11 protein-coding genes and 1 pseudogene are annotated in these 14,179 nt (G+C 71.3%); 7 read left to right on the top strand and 5 right to left on the bottom strand.

Features of this window, described 5'->3' with window-relative positions:
• Positions 1-68: 68 nt before the first annotated feature.
• Complete coding sequence (lpdA, locus tag QP119_RS07280; protein WP_284774870.1) at positions 69-1,478, bottom strand: dihydrolipoyl dehydrogenase; 1,410 nt, start codon at positions 1,476-1,478, stop codon at positions 69-71.
• A gap of 591 nt (positions 1,479-2,069) precedes the next feature.
• Here lpdA and QP119_RS07275 point away from each other — a divergent pair.
• The 7 genes and pseudogenes from QP119_RS07275 (at position 2,070) to QP119_RS07245 (ending at position 9,917) form a co-directional block, all read left to right on the top strand.
• A complete protein-coding gene (locus QP119_RS07275) occupies positions 2,070-3,287 on the top strand; it encodes an alpha/beta hydrolase (RefSeq protein WP_284774868.1) in 1,218 nt (405 codons plus the stop codon).
• Positions 3,288-3,404: 117 nt separating this feature from the next.
• Positions 3,405-5,513, top strand: coding sequence for a prolyl oligopeptidase family serine peptidase (locus QP119_RS07270; RefSeq protein ID WP_284774867.1), 2,109 nt, complete (start codon positions 3,405-3,407; stop codon positions 5,511-5,513).
• A gap of 107 nt (positions 5,514-5,620) precedes the next feature.
• Positions 5,621-6,880: a hypothetical protein gene (locus QP119_RS07265; protein WP_284774865.1), complete on the top strand. Its 1,260-nt coding sequence runs from the start codon at positions 5,621-5,623 to the stop codon at positions 6,878-6,880.
• A 10-nt stretch (positions 6,881-6,890) separates the two neighbouring features.
• Positions 6,891-7,766 (top strand): glycosyltransferase, encoded by an 876-nt coding sequence (locus tag QP119_RS07260; RefSeq protein ID WP_284774863.1) that lies wholly within the window; start codon positions 6,891-6,893, stop codon positions 7,764-7,766.
• A 14-nt stretch (positions 7,767-7,780) separates the two neighbouring features.
• On the top strand, positions 7,781-8,494 hold the full coding sequence (locus tag QP119_RS07255; protein WP_284774862.1) for a glycosyltransferase family 2 protein: 714 nt from the start codon (positions 7,781-7,783) through the stop codon (positions 8,492-8,494).
• An 8-nt stretch (positions 8,495-8,502) separates the two neighbouring features.
• Positions 8,503-8,826 (top strand): annotated as a pseudogene (locus QP119_RS07250) (DUF2304 domain-containing protein); the annotation flags it as partial.
• A gap of 137 nt (positions 8,827-8,963) precedes the next feature.
• Positions 8,964-9,917: a DsbA family protein gene (locus QP119_RS07245; RefSeq protein WP_423777773.1), complete on the top strand. Its 954-nt coding sequence runs from the start codon at positions 8,964-8,966 to the stop codon at positions 9,915-9,917.
• 15 nt (positions 9,918-9,932) lie between these two features.
• Here QP119_RS07245 and QP119_RS07240 read toward each other — a convergent pair whose 3' ends face one another.
• The 4 genes from QP119_RS07240 to QP119_RS07225 form a co-directional block, all read right to left on the bottom strand.
• Positions 9,933-10,871, bottom strand: coding sequence for an NAD-dependent epimerase/dehydratase family protein (locus tag QP119_RS07240; protein ID WP_284774859.1), 939 nt, complete (start codon positions 10,869-10,871; stop codon positions 9,933-9,935).
• A gap of 26 nt (positions 10,872-10,897) precedes the next feature.
• Positions 10,898-12,280 (bottom strand): MFS transporter, encoded by a 1,383-nt coding sequence (locus QP119_RS07235; RefSeq protein WP_284774856.1) that lies wholly within the window; start codon positions 12,278-12,280, stop codon positions 10,898-10,900.
• Positions 12,281-12,388: 108 nt separating this feature from the next.
• Positions 12,389-13,024, bottom strand: a complete 636-nt coding sequence (locus QP119_RS07230; RefSeq protein WP_284774854.1) for an MBL fold metallo-hydrolase — start codon at positions 13,022-13,024, stop codon at positions 12,389-12,391.
• Entirely contained in the window at positions 13,024-14,118 is a 1,095-nt protein-coding gene (locus QP119_RS07225; protein ID WP_284774851.1) for an S-(hydroxymethyl)mycothiol dehydrogenase, read from the bottom strand. The genes QP119_RS07230 and QP119_RS07225 overlap by 1 nt, the downstream gene beginning before the upstream one ends.
• Positions 14,119-14,179: the final 61 nt, after the last annotated feature.

Here is a 14,179-nt window from a genome sequence, read left to right as displayed (position 1 = left end):
GGCCCGGCCGGCGTCGGTTCCCCGGGCGGGACTCCCCTCGGGGGGTCTCCCCGCGGGGGGGGCGGTGATCAGAGGTTGATCATGTGGCCGAGGGTGCCCTCGGCGGCCTCCTTGACGGCCTCCGACATCGTCGGGTGGATGTGGACGTTGCGTCCGATCTCCTCGGCGGTCAGGTCGAAGCGCTGGGCCAGGGTCAGCTCGGCGAGCATCTCGGAGACGTTCGCGCCGACGAGGTGGGCACCGACGATCTCGCCGAACTCCTTGTCGACGATGACCTTGGCGAAGCCGGCGGGCTCGCCCATGCCGACGGCCTTGCCGTTTGCGCTGAACGGGAAGGTCGCGGAGACGATCTCGCGGTCGGCCCACTTCTCCTTGGCGGCGGCCCCGGTGTAGCCGAAGGAGGCGACCTGCGGGTTGCAGAAGGTCGCGCGCGGCATGAACTGGTAGTCGCCCAGCTCCTGGGTCTCGGCGCCGGCGATGGTCTCGGCGGCGACCACACCCTGGGCCTCGGCGACGTGCGCGAGCTGCAGCTTGGCGGTGACGTCACCGATGGCGTAGACGTGTTCGACGTTGGTGCGCATGCGCTCGTCGACGTCGATGGCGCCGCGCTCGGTGAGCTTGACGCCGGTGTTCTCCAGGCCGAAGCCCTCGACGCGCGGGGCGAAGCCGACGGAGATCAGGACGCGGTCGACGGTCAGGGTGTCCTGCTTGGAGCCGTCCTTGCTCTCGACGTCGACCTCGACGGAGTCGCCGTTGTCGCGCACGGCGGTGGTCTTGTAACCGGTCAGCAGCTTCACGCCGAGCTTCTTGTACTCCTTGGCGATCGCCTTCGAGACCTCGGGCTCCTCGTTGGGCAGCACGCGGTCCATGAACTCGACGATGGTCAGCTCCACGCCGTAGTTGGCCAGGACGTAGGCGAACTCCATGCCGATGGCGCCGCCGCCGACGATGACCATCTTCTTCGGGGCCTCGGGGTTGAGGATCTGCTCCTCGAAGGAGACGACGTTCTCGGAGAGCTCGACGCCGGGCAGCGTCTTGACCACCGAGCCGGTCGCGATGATCACGTCGTCGAAGGTGAGGGTCTTGCCCTCGTCGTCACCCTCGGTGATCTCGATGGTGTGGGCGTCCTTGAAGGAACCGGCACCGTGGATCTCGGTGATCTTGTTCTTCTTCATCAGGTAGTGAACACCCTTGACAATGCCCTCACTGACCTTGCGGGAGCGCTGGTGCGCGACGCCGAAGTCGAAGGAGACATCGCCGGAGATGCCGAAGGTCTTGGCCTCGTGGTTGAAGGTGTGGGCCACCTCGGCGTTCTTCAGCAGCGACTTGGAGGGGATGCAGCCGACGTTGAGGCAGACGCCGCCCCAGTACTGCTTCTCCACCACGGCCACCTTCTTGCCGAGCTGGGCTGCGCGGATGGCGGCGACGTACCCTCCGGGGCCGGCACCGAGGACTACAACATCATAATTCTCACTCACGCGGCCAAGGATACGTACTGCGGCTCACAATTGCCGCACTCTGCGGTCCGGGCGGGGGTGACGTCACCCGTGAGGTGCGTGCCGCACGGGTTGCGGGGGCCGCCGCGGGGCGACCGCGGGACGCCCCTGGGCGGCCGTCGGTCCGGCGAACCCGACCGCCATTCCGGCCGGCGGGCCCGGCCGGGAGTCCGGTCGCTCCGGTCTAGAACAGGCCGAGGCCGAGGGCGATCTCGGAGGAGCCGGAGGACATCAGGTGGAGGACGGGGCCGAGGAGCTCGTTAACGGCGACGACGATCTGCTCGATGGGGTTCATGTCGGACCTTTCCTGGAGATTTTCTTCAGACAGTTCTGCATTGCGGCGCTGCGGTCAGTGCCGGTGTCCCGCCGGAGAAACATGACTGCACACCAGCCACAATTTCCCCTTGCGTAACATCCGCCGCGATATTACCGTAACCTGGGGCAAAGCGCACCGGCACCTGTGCCGGATCCCGCATACACGTTAAGATATCCCGGGTACATACGGTCCCCCTTTCGGGAGGGAGACCACTCACACCCGTCACCGAAGTCGTCTCACGGAGGTATCCCGAGCTCATGAAGGTCTCCCGCCGAATCGTCGCGGCCGTCGCCGCCGCGACCCTGTCGTTCACCACGCTCGGCGTCCACTCCGCCGCAGCCGACCCGGCCGCCGAGGGCACGCCCGCCGAGGGCGCGACCGAGGCTCCGGCCCCGGAGGGCACGCCCGCCGAGGGCACCACCGAGGCCCCGGCCGCCGAGACCGCCCCCCCCGCGGACGCCGCGCAGGCGACCATCAGCACCACGCCGGTCTCCGCCGACTACCTCAAGCAGTTCACCACCAACCAGGGCAAGCCGGCCGTGCCGCGGTGGCGCGGGATCGTCACGGAGAAGGCCAAGCAGGACAGCCGCGTCCAGGAGCTGACGGCCCACTCGCCGTCGATGAACCGCGACATCCCGCTGGTCACCGTCAAGGCGAAGTCGCCGAACCGCCCGACCTTCTACCTGCTCAACGGCGCCGGCGGCGGCGACCAGTACTCCCACGACTGGGTCGCCAACACCGCCGTGCTCGACTACTTCCTCGAGCAGGACGTCAACCTGGTCATCCCGATGGCCGGCAAGTTCTCCTACTACATCGACTGGGTCAACCAGCCCAGCGGCAGCCTCAAGGGCCCGCAGAAGTGGGAGACCTTCCTGACCAAGGAGCTGCCCGCCCCGCTCGAGAAGCAGCTCGGCGCCAACGACAAGCGCGCGATCGCCGGCATGTCGATGTCCGCGACCTCCTCGCTGCTGCTGGCCCAGCACAACCCGGGCTTCTACCAGGCCGTCGGCTCCTACTCCGGCTGCGCGGAGACCTCCACCCCGATGGGCAACCTCTTCGCGGAGATCACCGTCAACCGCTCCGGCAACACCGCGGCGCAGATGTGGGGCCCGCAGGGCTCTGAGACCAACCGCCACCAGGACGCCCTGCTCAACGCCGAGAAGCTGCGCGGCACCGAGCTCTACATCTCCAACGGCTCCGGCCTGATCGGCGAGCAGGACACCGCCGGCTGGATGGAGAGCAAGGGCATGAACCCGGAGGCCGCGCGCTCCGGCTCCTCCATCCTGCTCGTCGAGGGCGGCGGCATCGAGGGCGCGACCAACCTGTGCACGCACAACCTCGAGGCCAAGTTGAACAGCCTGAACATCCCGGCCCACTACAACTTCAACAACGTGGGCACCCACACCTGGAACTACTGGTTCGACGACCTGCGCCGCTCCTGGAGCGAGGTCATCCAGCCCGCCGTGGAGGCCTGATCCTCACGCGCCCGCCCGTCGGGTGAGCACCGGCCCCGCCGTCCCCTCCCGGGGAGGCGGGGCCGTCGGCGTCTTTCCGCCCGTCCCGCCGGCGCCCGCCACCTACACTGGGACGCCATGACCACCCCGAAGCGCGCAGAGATCGACCCCGCCGTCCTGGAGTCCGTCGAGGACCCGTCCGCCCTCGCCTGGGCGTCCGACTGGTCGGCGCAGACGGAGTCCGCCGCCGCGTCCGTGCCCGGCCACGACGCGCTCGAGGCCCGCATCCGCGCCGCCCTCGACGCCGACGACCGCATCCCCTACGTCAACCGCCGCGGCGAGCGCCTGTTCAACTTCTGGCGCGACGCCGAGCACCCCCGCGGCCTGTGGCGCTGCTGCGACGAGGCCTCCTACCTCGCCGACGCCCCGGACTGGCGCGTCCTGGTCGACGTCGACGCCCTGGCCGCCGCCGAGGACGAGAGCTGGGTGTGGAAGGGCGCGCAGGTGCTGCGCCCCGACTGCGACCGCGCCCTGGTGCGCCTCTCGCGCGGCGGCGCCGACGCCGTGGTGCTGCGCGAGTTCGACCTCACCGCCGGCGCCTTCGTCACCGACTCCCCCTTCGAGGTGCCCGCCGCGAAGACGTCCGTGAGCTGGGTCGACCGCGACCGCCTGCTCATCGGCACCGACCTCGGCGAGGACAGCCTGACCGAGTCCGGCTACCCGTTGCAGACACGCCTGTGGCGGCGTGGCGCCCCGCTTGCCGACGCCCCGGTGGTCGCCGTCGGCGAGCGGCGCGACGTCGCCGCGGGGGCGTGGGCGGACACGGCGCGCGAGCCGCGCCGGCTGCTGTTCTCACGGGCCCTGGACTTCTACCGCTCCAGCGAGTGGACCGCGCCGCTCAGCGCGCTCGACGCCTTCGAGGCCGAGGGCACCGAGATCCCCTGGCGGCCGATCCAGGTGCCCGAGGACTGCGAGACCGTCATCCGCGGGCGCTGGCTGTTCGTCTGGCCGCGCACCGACTTCGCCGGGGTGCCCGCCGGCGGGCTGGGCCGCTGCGCGCTCGAGGACTTCCTGGCCGGTTCGCGCGAGTTCACGCCGGTCTACACGCCCGACGCGCACGCCTCGCTGCAGTCGGTGGTCAGCACTAAGAACCACCTGGTGCTCACCGAGCTGCGCGACGTGGTCACCCGGATCCTGGTGACCCCGCTCGAGCCGAACGCCGCCGACGCCGCGGGCGAGGGCGCCGAAGCCGCCCCACTGACCGAGCTGGAGATCCCCGGGCTGGTCACGGCCTCGGTCATCGCGGCCTCGGAGTGGGACGGCGATGAGCTGTGGATCAACACCTCCAGCTTCACCCGCCCGGCCACGCTCTACCGCGTCGCCGATGCCGGGGACCCGCGTCTCGAGGAGGTCCGCCGGGCCCCGGAGCGCTTCGACGCGACCGGTGTAGAGCCCCGCCAGCACTGGGCGCGCTCGGCCGACGGCACCGAGATCCCCTACTTCGTCGTCGGCCGCTTCGGCGGCGCCGCCGACACCGCCCCGCAGCCGGCCCCGACGCTCGTCGGCGGCTACGGCGGATTCGAGGTCTCGCTGGTGCCCGGCTACTCGGCGGTGCGCGGCATGGCCTGGCTCGAGCGCGGCTTCACCTGGGTCCAGCCCAACCTGCGCGGCGGCGGGGAGTTCGGCCCCGACTGGCACACCCAGGCCACCAAGCTGAACCGGCGCCGCGTCTTCGAGGACCACCGCGCCGTCCTCGAGGACCTCGTCGCCCGCGGCTACGCCACCCCCGACAAGCTCGCCGTGCGCGGCGGCTCCAACGGCGGGCTGCTGACCTCCGGTGCGCTCACGCAGTACCCGCAGGACCTCGGCGCGGCGGTGATCCAGGTGCCCCTGACGGACATGCTGCGCTACCACACGCTCTCGGCCGGGGCCTCCTGGATGGCCGAGTACGGCGACCCGGAGATCCCCGAGGAGCGCGAGGTCATCGCCTCCTACTCCCCGCTGCACAACGTCGCGGCCCACTCCGAGCGGGCCTATCCCCCGGCGCTGGTGACCACCTCGACGCGCGACGACCGCGTCCACCCCGCCCACGCCCGGCTCTTCGCCCGCGTCCTGGCCGAGGCGGGCCAGCCCGTCGACTACTTCGAGAACACCGAGGGCGGCCACGCCGGCGCGGCCGACAACCGACAGGTCGCCCGCGTGGAGGCGCTCATCTACTGCTGGCTCTACACGGCCCTGGGGCTCTAGGCGCCGCTTCGGCCTGGCACAGCGCCCCGCCCACGCCCCGCCCCACCCCGCTCGACCGACCGCGGCGACTCGGTCCGGGCGGGCGCACGGGGTAGGTTCTAGTCCTGATGCGTTCGCTCTCCCTGGCCACAGTCTTCGCCGCAGCCAGCGGCTTCATCGTCATCTGGCTCGCGTCCTTCACCGTCGACGCCGCCTCCTACGCCGAGTTCCAGGCGTACTGGGGCCTCTTCTTTGCGCTCACCGGCGCCATCGACGGCGTGATGCAAGAGACCACCCGCGCCGTGGCCGACGCCCGCGAGACCGGCCGGGCCTCGAAGGCCTCGCCCTGGCGCCTCGGCGCCGTCGTCGCCCTGGTCGCCGCCGTCATCGCGGGCATCGGCGGGGCGCTCGGCATGGACCGGATCATGGCCGATCCCCCGGCGGCGGCCACCGGGCTGCTCGCCGCAGGTCTCGCCTCCTACACGCTGCAGGCCGTACTCTCCGGCGTGCTCTCCGGGCTGAAGATGTGGGGCCGCTACGCCGCCCTGGTCGCCCTCGACTCCGGGGTGCGCCTGCTGGCCGTCATCGCCGCCTGGGCCCTGGGGCTGGGCGGCCAGGCGCTGCTGTGGGTCACCGTCATCGGCACGGTCAGCTGGCTGGTCGTGCTCGGCACCGACCCGCAGGCCCGCGAGCGCCTGCGCACCCCCGTCGACGTCGACGCCCGCCGCCTGACCCGGCGCGCGCTCTCCGCGATGGTGGCCACCGGTGCCTCGGCCGCGCTGATCACGGGCTTCCCCGTCTTCGTCCAGGCCAGCTTCAAGGACGCCGGTCCCGCCGCCCACGCCGTCGGCTCCGGGGACGGCGCCTCGGTGACCGTCGCCGGGATCATCCTCGCGGTCACGCTGACCCGCGCGCCGATCCTGGTGCCCCTGCAACGCTTCCAGTCCGCGCTCATCGTGCGCTTCGTGGCCCACCGGGAGACCCTCTACCGGGCGCTGGGCACCCCGCTGGCGGCCACGCTGGCCCTCGGCGCGGTCGGCGCGCTGGCCGCCTGGGCGGTCGGCCCGTGGATCCTCGAGGTGGCCTTCGGCAAGGAGGAGCTCATGGTGCCCGGCGGGGTGCTGGCGATTTTGACCTTCGCATCCGCCTTCACCGGCTGCCTGATGATCACCGGGGCGGCCACCCTGGCCGTGGAGCGCCACGGCCACTACGTCGCCGGCTGGCTGACCTCCTCGGTGGTCGCCTTCGCCGTCCTGTTCACCCCGCTGGCGCTCGTGCCCGCGGTGTGCACCGCCCTGATCGCCGGGCCGACGGCCGGCGCCGCCGTGCACCTGGTCGCGCTCGGCCGCCGCCCGGCGCACCACCCCACGACGGGCACCATGTCCTAAGATTCTGCCCATGCCCACCCTCGCCGCCCTGATGACCTACTACCGGGGCACCGACGCCGACGACATGGCCGCGGCGCTGAAATCGCTGGCCGCGCAGACGCGTCCGGCCGAGAGCGTCGTCATCGTGCGCGACGGGCCCGTCGAGGCCGCCACGCGCGACGTCGTCAAGCGGTTCCTGGACGCCCACCCGGAGGCGCACCACGTACCTCTCAAGCAGAACCGGGGCGCGGGTCCCGCGCTCATCGAGGGCATGCGCCACGTCGACGCCGAGTGGATCGCCCGGCTCGACTCCGACGACGTCGCCACGCCCGGGCGCTTCGAGCGCCAGCTCGCCTACCTGGAGGAGCACCCCGGCGTCGATGTCCTCGGCACCGCGCTGCGCGAGTTCGACGACGAGACGTACCGCGGGACGGGCTCGCTCGAGCGCGCCGCCGGCGGCGTGCGCACCCTGCCGGAGAACCACCCGCAGATCGCCCGCTACGCGCGCCTGAACTCCCCGGTCAACCACCCCTCGGTGATGATGCGCACCGCCGCTGTACGCCGCGCGGGCGGCTACCGCGACGTGCACCTGATGGAGGACTACGACCTGTGGGCGCGGATGCTGGCCACCGGCGCGCGCTTCCACAACCTGCCCGAGGCGCTCACCTGGTTCCGCACCTCCCCGGCGCAGACCGGGCGGCGCACAGGCCGCGACATGTTCGCCGCGGAGCGCACCATGCAGCGCAACCTCGTCTCCTACGGCTTGGTCTCCAAGCCGCGCGCCGTGCTGAATTTCCTGGTCCGCAGCGCGTATCGTCTGTTGCCGACGGCTCTGCTCTCGCGCACCTACGCCCTGCTCTTCCACCGCCGCGGCGGGACGGGCACCGCGGGCGACGCGTCCAACTAGCCCGGAAGGAGACCATGGAATCCACCCGTGACCCGGCGGCGTTCGCCGACACCTGGCTGATCATCCCCTGCTACAACGAGGCCACGGTGATCGGCGAGGTCATCGCGAACGCGCGCAGGACCTTCCCGAACATCGTCGCCGTCGACGACGGCTCGGCCGACGGCTCCGCCGAGCAGATCCACGCCGCCGGCGCCCACCTGGTGCGCCACCCGGTCAACCTGGGCCAGGGCGCGGCGATCCAGACGGGTGTGGAGTACGCGCGCGCCCAGCCGGGCTCGCGGTTCTTCGTCACCTTCGACGCCGACGGCCAGCACCAGGTCAAGGACGTCGTCGCGATGGTCGGCCGGCTGCGCCGCGAGGACCTGGACATCATCGTGGGCACCCGCTTCGGCCGGGCCCGCAGCGCCGACGACCAGGTGCCGCTGATCAAGCGCATCGTGCTCAAGACCGTCGTCGCGCTCTCCGCGCGCACCCGCCGGCTGGGGCTGACGGACGCGCACAACGGGCTGCGCGCCTTCGACCGCAAGGTCGCCGAGGAGCTCAACCTGCGCATGAACGGCATGTCGCACGCCAGTGAGTTCGTCGCCCTGATGGACGAGCGCGACTGGAAGGTCGCCGAGCAACCCGTGGACATCCTCTACACCGAGTACTCGATGTCCAAGGGCCAGTCCCTGTTCAACGGCGTCAACATTCTCGCCGACGAGCTGCTCGCCAGGAGGCTCCCGTGACTGTCGTGATGCAGATCCTGCTGCTGGCCGCCACCCTCGGATTGGCGTGGTACCTGTTCAGCAACCGCCGCAAGGCCCGTGCGAAGGCCAGCGCGAAGCTGTTCTTCATCGTCTTCTTCATCGTGTGCATCTGGGCGGTGCTGCGCCCGGACGACCTGACCGTGATCGCCAACGCCGTGGGTGTCTCCCGCGGCACCGACCTGCTGCTCTACGGACTGGTGGTGGCCTTCATGTTCACCACCGTCAGCGCCTGGGTGCGCTTCCGTGAGCAGGAGCTGCGCTACGCCCGCCTGGCGCGCGCCGTCGCCCTGCGTGGCGCGGTGCCGCCCGAGGCGACGAGCGTGCCCGGCCCGATTGCCGACGTCCCGGCGCGTACCGTGGGCGAAAACGGGCGCGCGTCCGCGTCCGCCGCCGGCGCTGGACGCGCCGCCGGCACCGACGGTGCAGGCAACGACGAGGAGAGCAACGAGTGAGCGACGAGCACACCGACCCGAACGAGCCGCAGGGCACCGACGAGCCCCAGGGTGCGCGGCAGGGCGCCACGGCTGCCGGCGCGCAGCAGCGCCCGGCCGGCGAGACCGGCTGGGCCACCGAGGAGCCCCGTCCAGAGGGCGCCGAGGGCGTCGCGCCCGTGGCCGGCACGCACGGCGCGGAGGGCACCCCGGACGCCGAAGACGCCGAGGGAGCTATGGCCGAGGCGCCCGAGCGCGACCGGCGCAGCTGGCTGGCCCCCGTCCTCGCCGGCGGGCTCGTGCTCGTCGTGGCCGCCGGTCTCGGCGGCTGGGCGCTCGGCCACTGGCAGGGCACCCGCTCGACCGAGCAGGCCCAGGCCGCCCACATCGTGGGCCCGGGCCGCGCGATGCAGGACTTCGACGACCTGCCGCGACGCATCGAGAACGACCCCTTCGCCGTCGGCGAGGTCGACGCCCCGGTCGTGATCAGCGAGTTCTCCGACTTCGAGTGCCCCTACTGCGCGAAGTACGCCAACGAGACCGAGCAGCAGATCCTCGACGAGTACGTCGCCACCGGCAAGGTGCGCATCGAGTGGAACGACATGCCCATCAACGGCGAGAAGGCGCACCTGGCTGCCGAGGCCGGCCGCGCGGCCGCCGCGCAGGGCCGCTTCCAGGAGTTCAAGGACGTCCTCTACGAGGCGTCGAAGGACGTCGAGGGCCACCCGGACAACGACATCGACGACCTCGTCGGCTTCGCCGAGAAGGCCAGCGTGCCGGACATCGACCGCTTCCGCAGCGAGATCGAGGACGGCACCTACGGCGCCGACGTGGACCGCGCAATGGCCATCGGCACGGTGCTGGGCGTCAATGGCACTCCCACCTTCGTCGTCGGCGAGCAGCCGATGAGCGGCGCGCAGCCCTTCGAGGAGTTCAAGAAGGCGATCGACGCGGAGCTCGACAAGAAGTAGTCGGGCGCCGGCCCGTCAGTCTTCGCCGCGGAAGTAGTCCACGGTGCGGGCCACGCCCTCGGCGATGTCCACCTCGGGCGTCCAGCCCAGCACCCGCCGCGCCTTGTCGGCCGACAGTGCGGAGCGCGGGACGTCGCCAAGCCGCGCCGGGGCGTACTCGGGGTCGTCGGAGGCGCCGGCGGCCTGGGCGACCAGGGTGTGCAGCTGCCGGTCGGAGGTCTCCACGCCGGTGCCGATGTTGAAGCGCTCGCCGTCGCCGGTCTCGCCGGAGGCCAGGTAGAAGGCGCGCACGACGTCGCCGACGAAGACGTAGTCGCGGGTGTTGCCGCCGTCGCCGAAAACGCGGGTGGGCTCGCCGTTGAGCAGGCGCTCCGAGAAGATCGCGACCACGCCGGCCTCGCCGTGCGGGTTCTGGCGCGGGCCGTAGACGTTGGCCGGCGCGATGAAGGAGCACTGCAGGCCGTAGAGGTGGCGGAAGGTGTTCAGGTAGACCTCGCCGGCGTACTTCGAGGCGGCGTAGGGCGAGTGCGGGTCGACCGGGACGGTCTCGTCGACCGGGAAGTTCTCGGGCTCGCCGTAGATGGAACCGCCCGAGGAGGTGTGCACGATCTTGCGCACGCCGGCCTTGCGGGCGGCCTCGGCCAGGCGGATCGTCGCCAGGATGTTCAGCTCGGCGTCCGCGACCGGGTCGGCCACCGAGTGGCGCACGTCGATCTGGGCGGCCAGGTGGAAGATGACCTCGGGGGCGACCTCGGCGACCAGCGCGTCCAGGTCCACGGAGCGCAGGTCCTCGACCCGCAGCTCGGCGTGTCCGCCCGCCAGCGCGTCAGTGAGGTTCTCCCGCCGCCCGCTCGACAGGTCGTCGAGGACGGTGACCTCGTGGCCCTCCGCCACGAGCAGATCGACGAGGTGGGACCCGATGAAGCCGGCGCCGCCGGTGACGAGAGTTCGCATGGCCACTGATTCTACTTGGGGTGGGGTTACCTGGGCTCGCTGAGGCGGGAGCGGCGCTCACGGGCGGCGCGGCGGGCCGACGGCACGGCGACCGCCATGCAGACGAAGGCCATGACGATGCCGAAGCCGAGCATCACCGGGTACGGGAAGACGCCGGAGAAGAACGTCAGCAGCGCCGGGAAGAACATGCCGACGTAGGTCGCGCAGTAGAAGAAGCCGGTCAGCCCGCCCAGGTCGTCGGCCGGGGCGATGCGCTGCGTCTGCGCCAGGCCGATGTACATGCCCAGGCCGTAGGCCAGGCCGAGGATGACCGAGGAGGTCACCGACAGCGCCGCGGACGGGAAGAGGGTGGTGACCATCGCGATGGTCATGCCGCAGGCGGCCAGCAGCATGCTCAGGAACGGCCCGCGGGCGGCCTGGTCGTCGATGCGGGGGCCGAACTGCTGGATCATGAAGCCGACGCCCATGGTGATCAGCGAGATCATGCCGGCGTAGGCGACCGGGTGGGAGAGCTGGTCGTAGATCTGCGTCGGCAGGATCGTCTGCGAGGTGAACGAGGTGCCGAAGACCCAGGGGGCGCACGGCAGGACGATCAGCAGGAAGCGCTTGTCTGTCAGCGAGGGCACCGCGATGTCCCGCATCAGCGAGCCGCGGGAGTCGCGGCGCTCGCGCGGGCGGCCGTCGGGGCCGAGGCGGTAGGTCTCCGGGACCTTGAACATCAGCGGGTAGACCAGCAGCGTGATCACGATGTGGATCGCATAGATCAGCTGGCCGGGCAGCGCCGCCCACTGGGCGAGCATGCCGCCGGTGAACGGGCCCATCGCCAGGCCCAGGGTGAAGGACATCGAGAAGCGCTTCGCGCCGGAGGAGGCGGCGGACTTCGGGTCGAAGGGCGCGCCCGAGAGCTCCTTGACCCAGGCGCCGCCGGCGGTCATCGCCAGGCCCAGGGCCACGCCGGCGACGAAGCGCCCGGAGGCCATGAGGACCTCGACATGCTCGCCGGTGGCGATGAGCAGGCTACCGACGATGGCGAGCGCCGGTGCGGGCAGCATGATCGGGCGACGGCCGTAGTGGTCGGTCAGGGCGCCGCCGATGAGCAGCGCGCCGCCGACGCCCACGGCGTAGATGGCCAGCATAGAGTCGACGAAGAGGTCGGCGAACTCGCCGCGGCCGCGGTAGAAGACCAGCATCGAGGTGAACTGGTTGCCGCCCCACGCGACGGTGAAGACGTTGAGCACCACCAGGAACCACAGCTTCGGGTTCGGCGACACCGCGGGGGTGCCGGCCGCGCCCGGGCCGGCGGCCCCCGTGGCGCCGGAGGCGCCCGCGGGGGCCGTGGGAGCAGCGGAGGCCGCGGGTTCCGGGGAACCCGCGGCCGTGTTCTCGCCGTCGGTGCTGCGCTTCATCATGCGCGCAACGCTACTCCGCTGTGTCCGGGGACACAGAATTTTCCGTACGTGACTGTGATTTCCCCACCCCCGGAATGGTGGCCCGGGGTGGGCGGGCCTCACCGGGACTCAGTAGCCCCGGCGGATCCACTCCTCGAGGTGCGGGGCCTCCGAGCCGACGGTGGTGTGGTCGCCGTGGCCGGTGCGCACGGTCGTCTCCGCCGGCAGGTCCAGGATCGAGGTCTTCAGCGACTCGATGATGGTGTCGAAGGAGCTGTAGGACCGGCCCGTGGCGCCGGGGCCGCCCTGGAAGAGCGTGTCGCCGGAGAAGAGCTCGTTCGCCTCGGGCAGGTACAGGCAGCAGGAGCCGGGCGAGTGGCCGGGCGTGTTGAGCACCCGCATCTCGGTGCCGGCGACGTCGAAGACCTGGTCGTCGGCGAGGTCCTGATGCGCGACACCGGGCAGCGTCTCGTCCCAGAGCATCTGGTCGCCGGGGTGCACCCACACCGGCGCATCGACCTTCTCCAGCAGCGCGGGCAGCGCGTTGATGTGGTCGTTGTGGGCGTGGGTGCAGATGATGCCGCGGACCTCGCGGCCGTCGACGGCCTCGAGGATCGGGGCGGCGTCGTGCGCGGCGTCGATGATGTAGACCTCATGGTCGTCGCCGACGAGCCAGATGTTGTTGTCGACCTCCCACTCGCCGCCGTCGAGCTTGAAGGTGCCGGAGGTCACGGCGTGGTCGATGCGCAGATCGGGGTGTGCCATCAGAAGACCACCACCGATCGCAGCACGTCGCCGGCCTTCATCGTCTCGAAGGCCTGCTCGACCTCGTCGAGGCCGATGCGCTCGGAGACGAACTTGTCCAGCGGGAAGCGGCCCTGCAGGTGCAGGTCGACGAAGGCCGAGAAGTCACGCTCCGGCAGGCAGTCGCCGTACCAGGCCGGACGCAGCGAGCCGCCGCGCGAGTAGAAGTCGATGGCCGGGACCTCGATCTTGTCGGTCAGGTTCGGCACGCCGACCATGACCATGCGGCCGGCGTGGTCGCGGGAGTAGAAGGCCTGGCGCCAGGTCGGCATGATGCCGACGGCGTCGATGGTCACGTCCGCGCCGAAGCCGTCGGTGATCTCGCGGACGGCGTCGATGACCTCCTGCTCGCTCAGGTCCGAGGAGTCGATGGTGTGGGTCGCGCCGAACTCGCGGGCGCGGTCCAGCTTCCGGGCGTCGAGGTCGACGGCGATGATCGTCGAGGCGTTGTTGAGCTCGGCGCCGGCGAGCGCGGCCATGCCCACGCCGCCCAGGCCGAAGACGGCGACGGACTCGCCGCGGCGCACGGCGGCGGTGTTGACGGCGGCGCCGAGGCCGGCCATCACGCCGCAGCCGAGCAGGCCGGCGGCGGCCGGGTCCTCGTCGGGGTGGACCTTGGTGCACTGGCCCTCGTGGACCAGCGTCTTCTCCGCGAAGGAGCCGATGCCGAGCGCCGGGGTGAGCTCGGTGCCGTCGGCAAGCGTCATCTTCTGCGAGGCGTTGAAGGTGGCGAAGCAGTACTGCGGCTCACCGCGACGGCAGGCGCGGCACTCGCCGCAGACCGCGCGCCAGTTCAGGACGACGAAGTCGCCCTCGGCGACGTGGGTGACCTCGGAGCCGACCTGCTCGACGCGGCCGGCGGCCTCGTGGCCGAGGAGGAACGGGAAGGCGTCCTCGATGTCGCCGTCGCGGTAGGCGAGGTCGGTGTGGCACACCCCGCAGGCCTCGATCTTGACGACGACGTCGTTCGGGCCCGGGTCGGGGATGACGACGTCTACCTGTTCAACCTCCGCGCCCTTCGCGCGGGCGATGACTCCGGTGACGGTCTGGCTCATGCGTGGCTCCTGTCGGTCGGGTGCTTGATGACCCGACCCTACCGACGGTGCGCGACGTTTC

Source organism: Corynebacterium frankenforstense (assembly GCF_030211955.1).
Taxonomy (GTDB): Bacteria; Actinomycetota; Actinomycetes; order Mycobacteriales; family Mycobacteriaceae; genus Corynebacterium; species Corynebacterium frankenforstense_A.
Note: the sequence above shows the minus strand (reverse complement) of the source record. Positions and strands in the feature narration are given on the sequence as shown.

Coding starts and splice junctions, on each gene's coding strand:
- QP119_RS07230 (WP_284774854.1), bottom strand. CDS start 13,024: ATGGCACACCCCGATCTGCGCATCGACCACGCCGTGACCTCCGGCACC.
- QP119_RS07260 (WP_284774863.1), top strand. CDS start 6,891: ATGCCCACCCTCGCCGCCCTGATGACCTACTACCGGGGCACCGACGCC.
- QP119_RS07270 (WP_284774867.1), top strand. CDS start 3,405: ATGACCACCCCGAAGCGCGCAGAGATCGACCCCGCCGTCCTGGAGTCC.
- QP119_RS07255 (WP_284774862.1), top strand. CDS start 7,781: ATGGAATCCACCCGTGACCCGGCGGCGTTCGCCGACACCTGGCTGATC.
- QP119_RS07240 (WP_284774859.1), bottom strand. CDS start 10,871: ATGCGAACTCTCGTCACCGGCGGCGCCGGCTTCATCGGGTCCCACCTC.
- QP119_RS07275 (WP_284774868.1), top strand. CDS start 2,070: ATGAAGGTCTCCCGCCGAATCGTCGCGGCCGTCGCCGCCGCGACCCTG.
- QP119_RS07265 (WP_284774865.1), top strand. CDS start 5,621: ATGCGTTCGCTCTCCCTGGCCACAGTCTTCGCCGCAGCCAGCGGCTTC.
- QP119_RS07225 (WP_284774851.1), bottom strand. CDS start 14,118: ATGAGCCAGACCGTCACCGGAGTCATCGCCCGCGCGAAGGGCGCGGAG.
- QP119_RS07235 (WP_284774856.1), bottom strand. CDS start 12,280: ATGATGAAGCGCAGCACCGACGGCGAGAACACGGCCGCGGGTTCCCCG.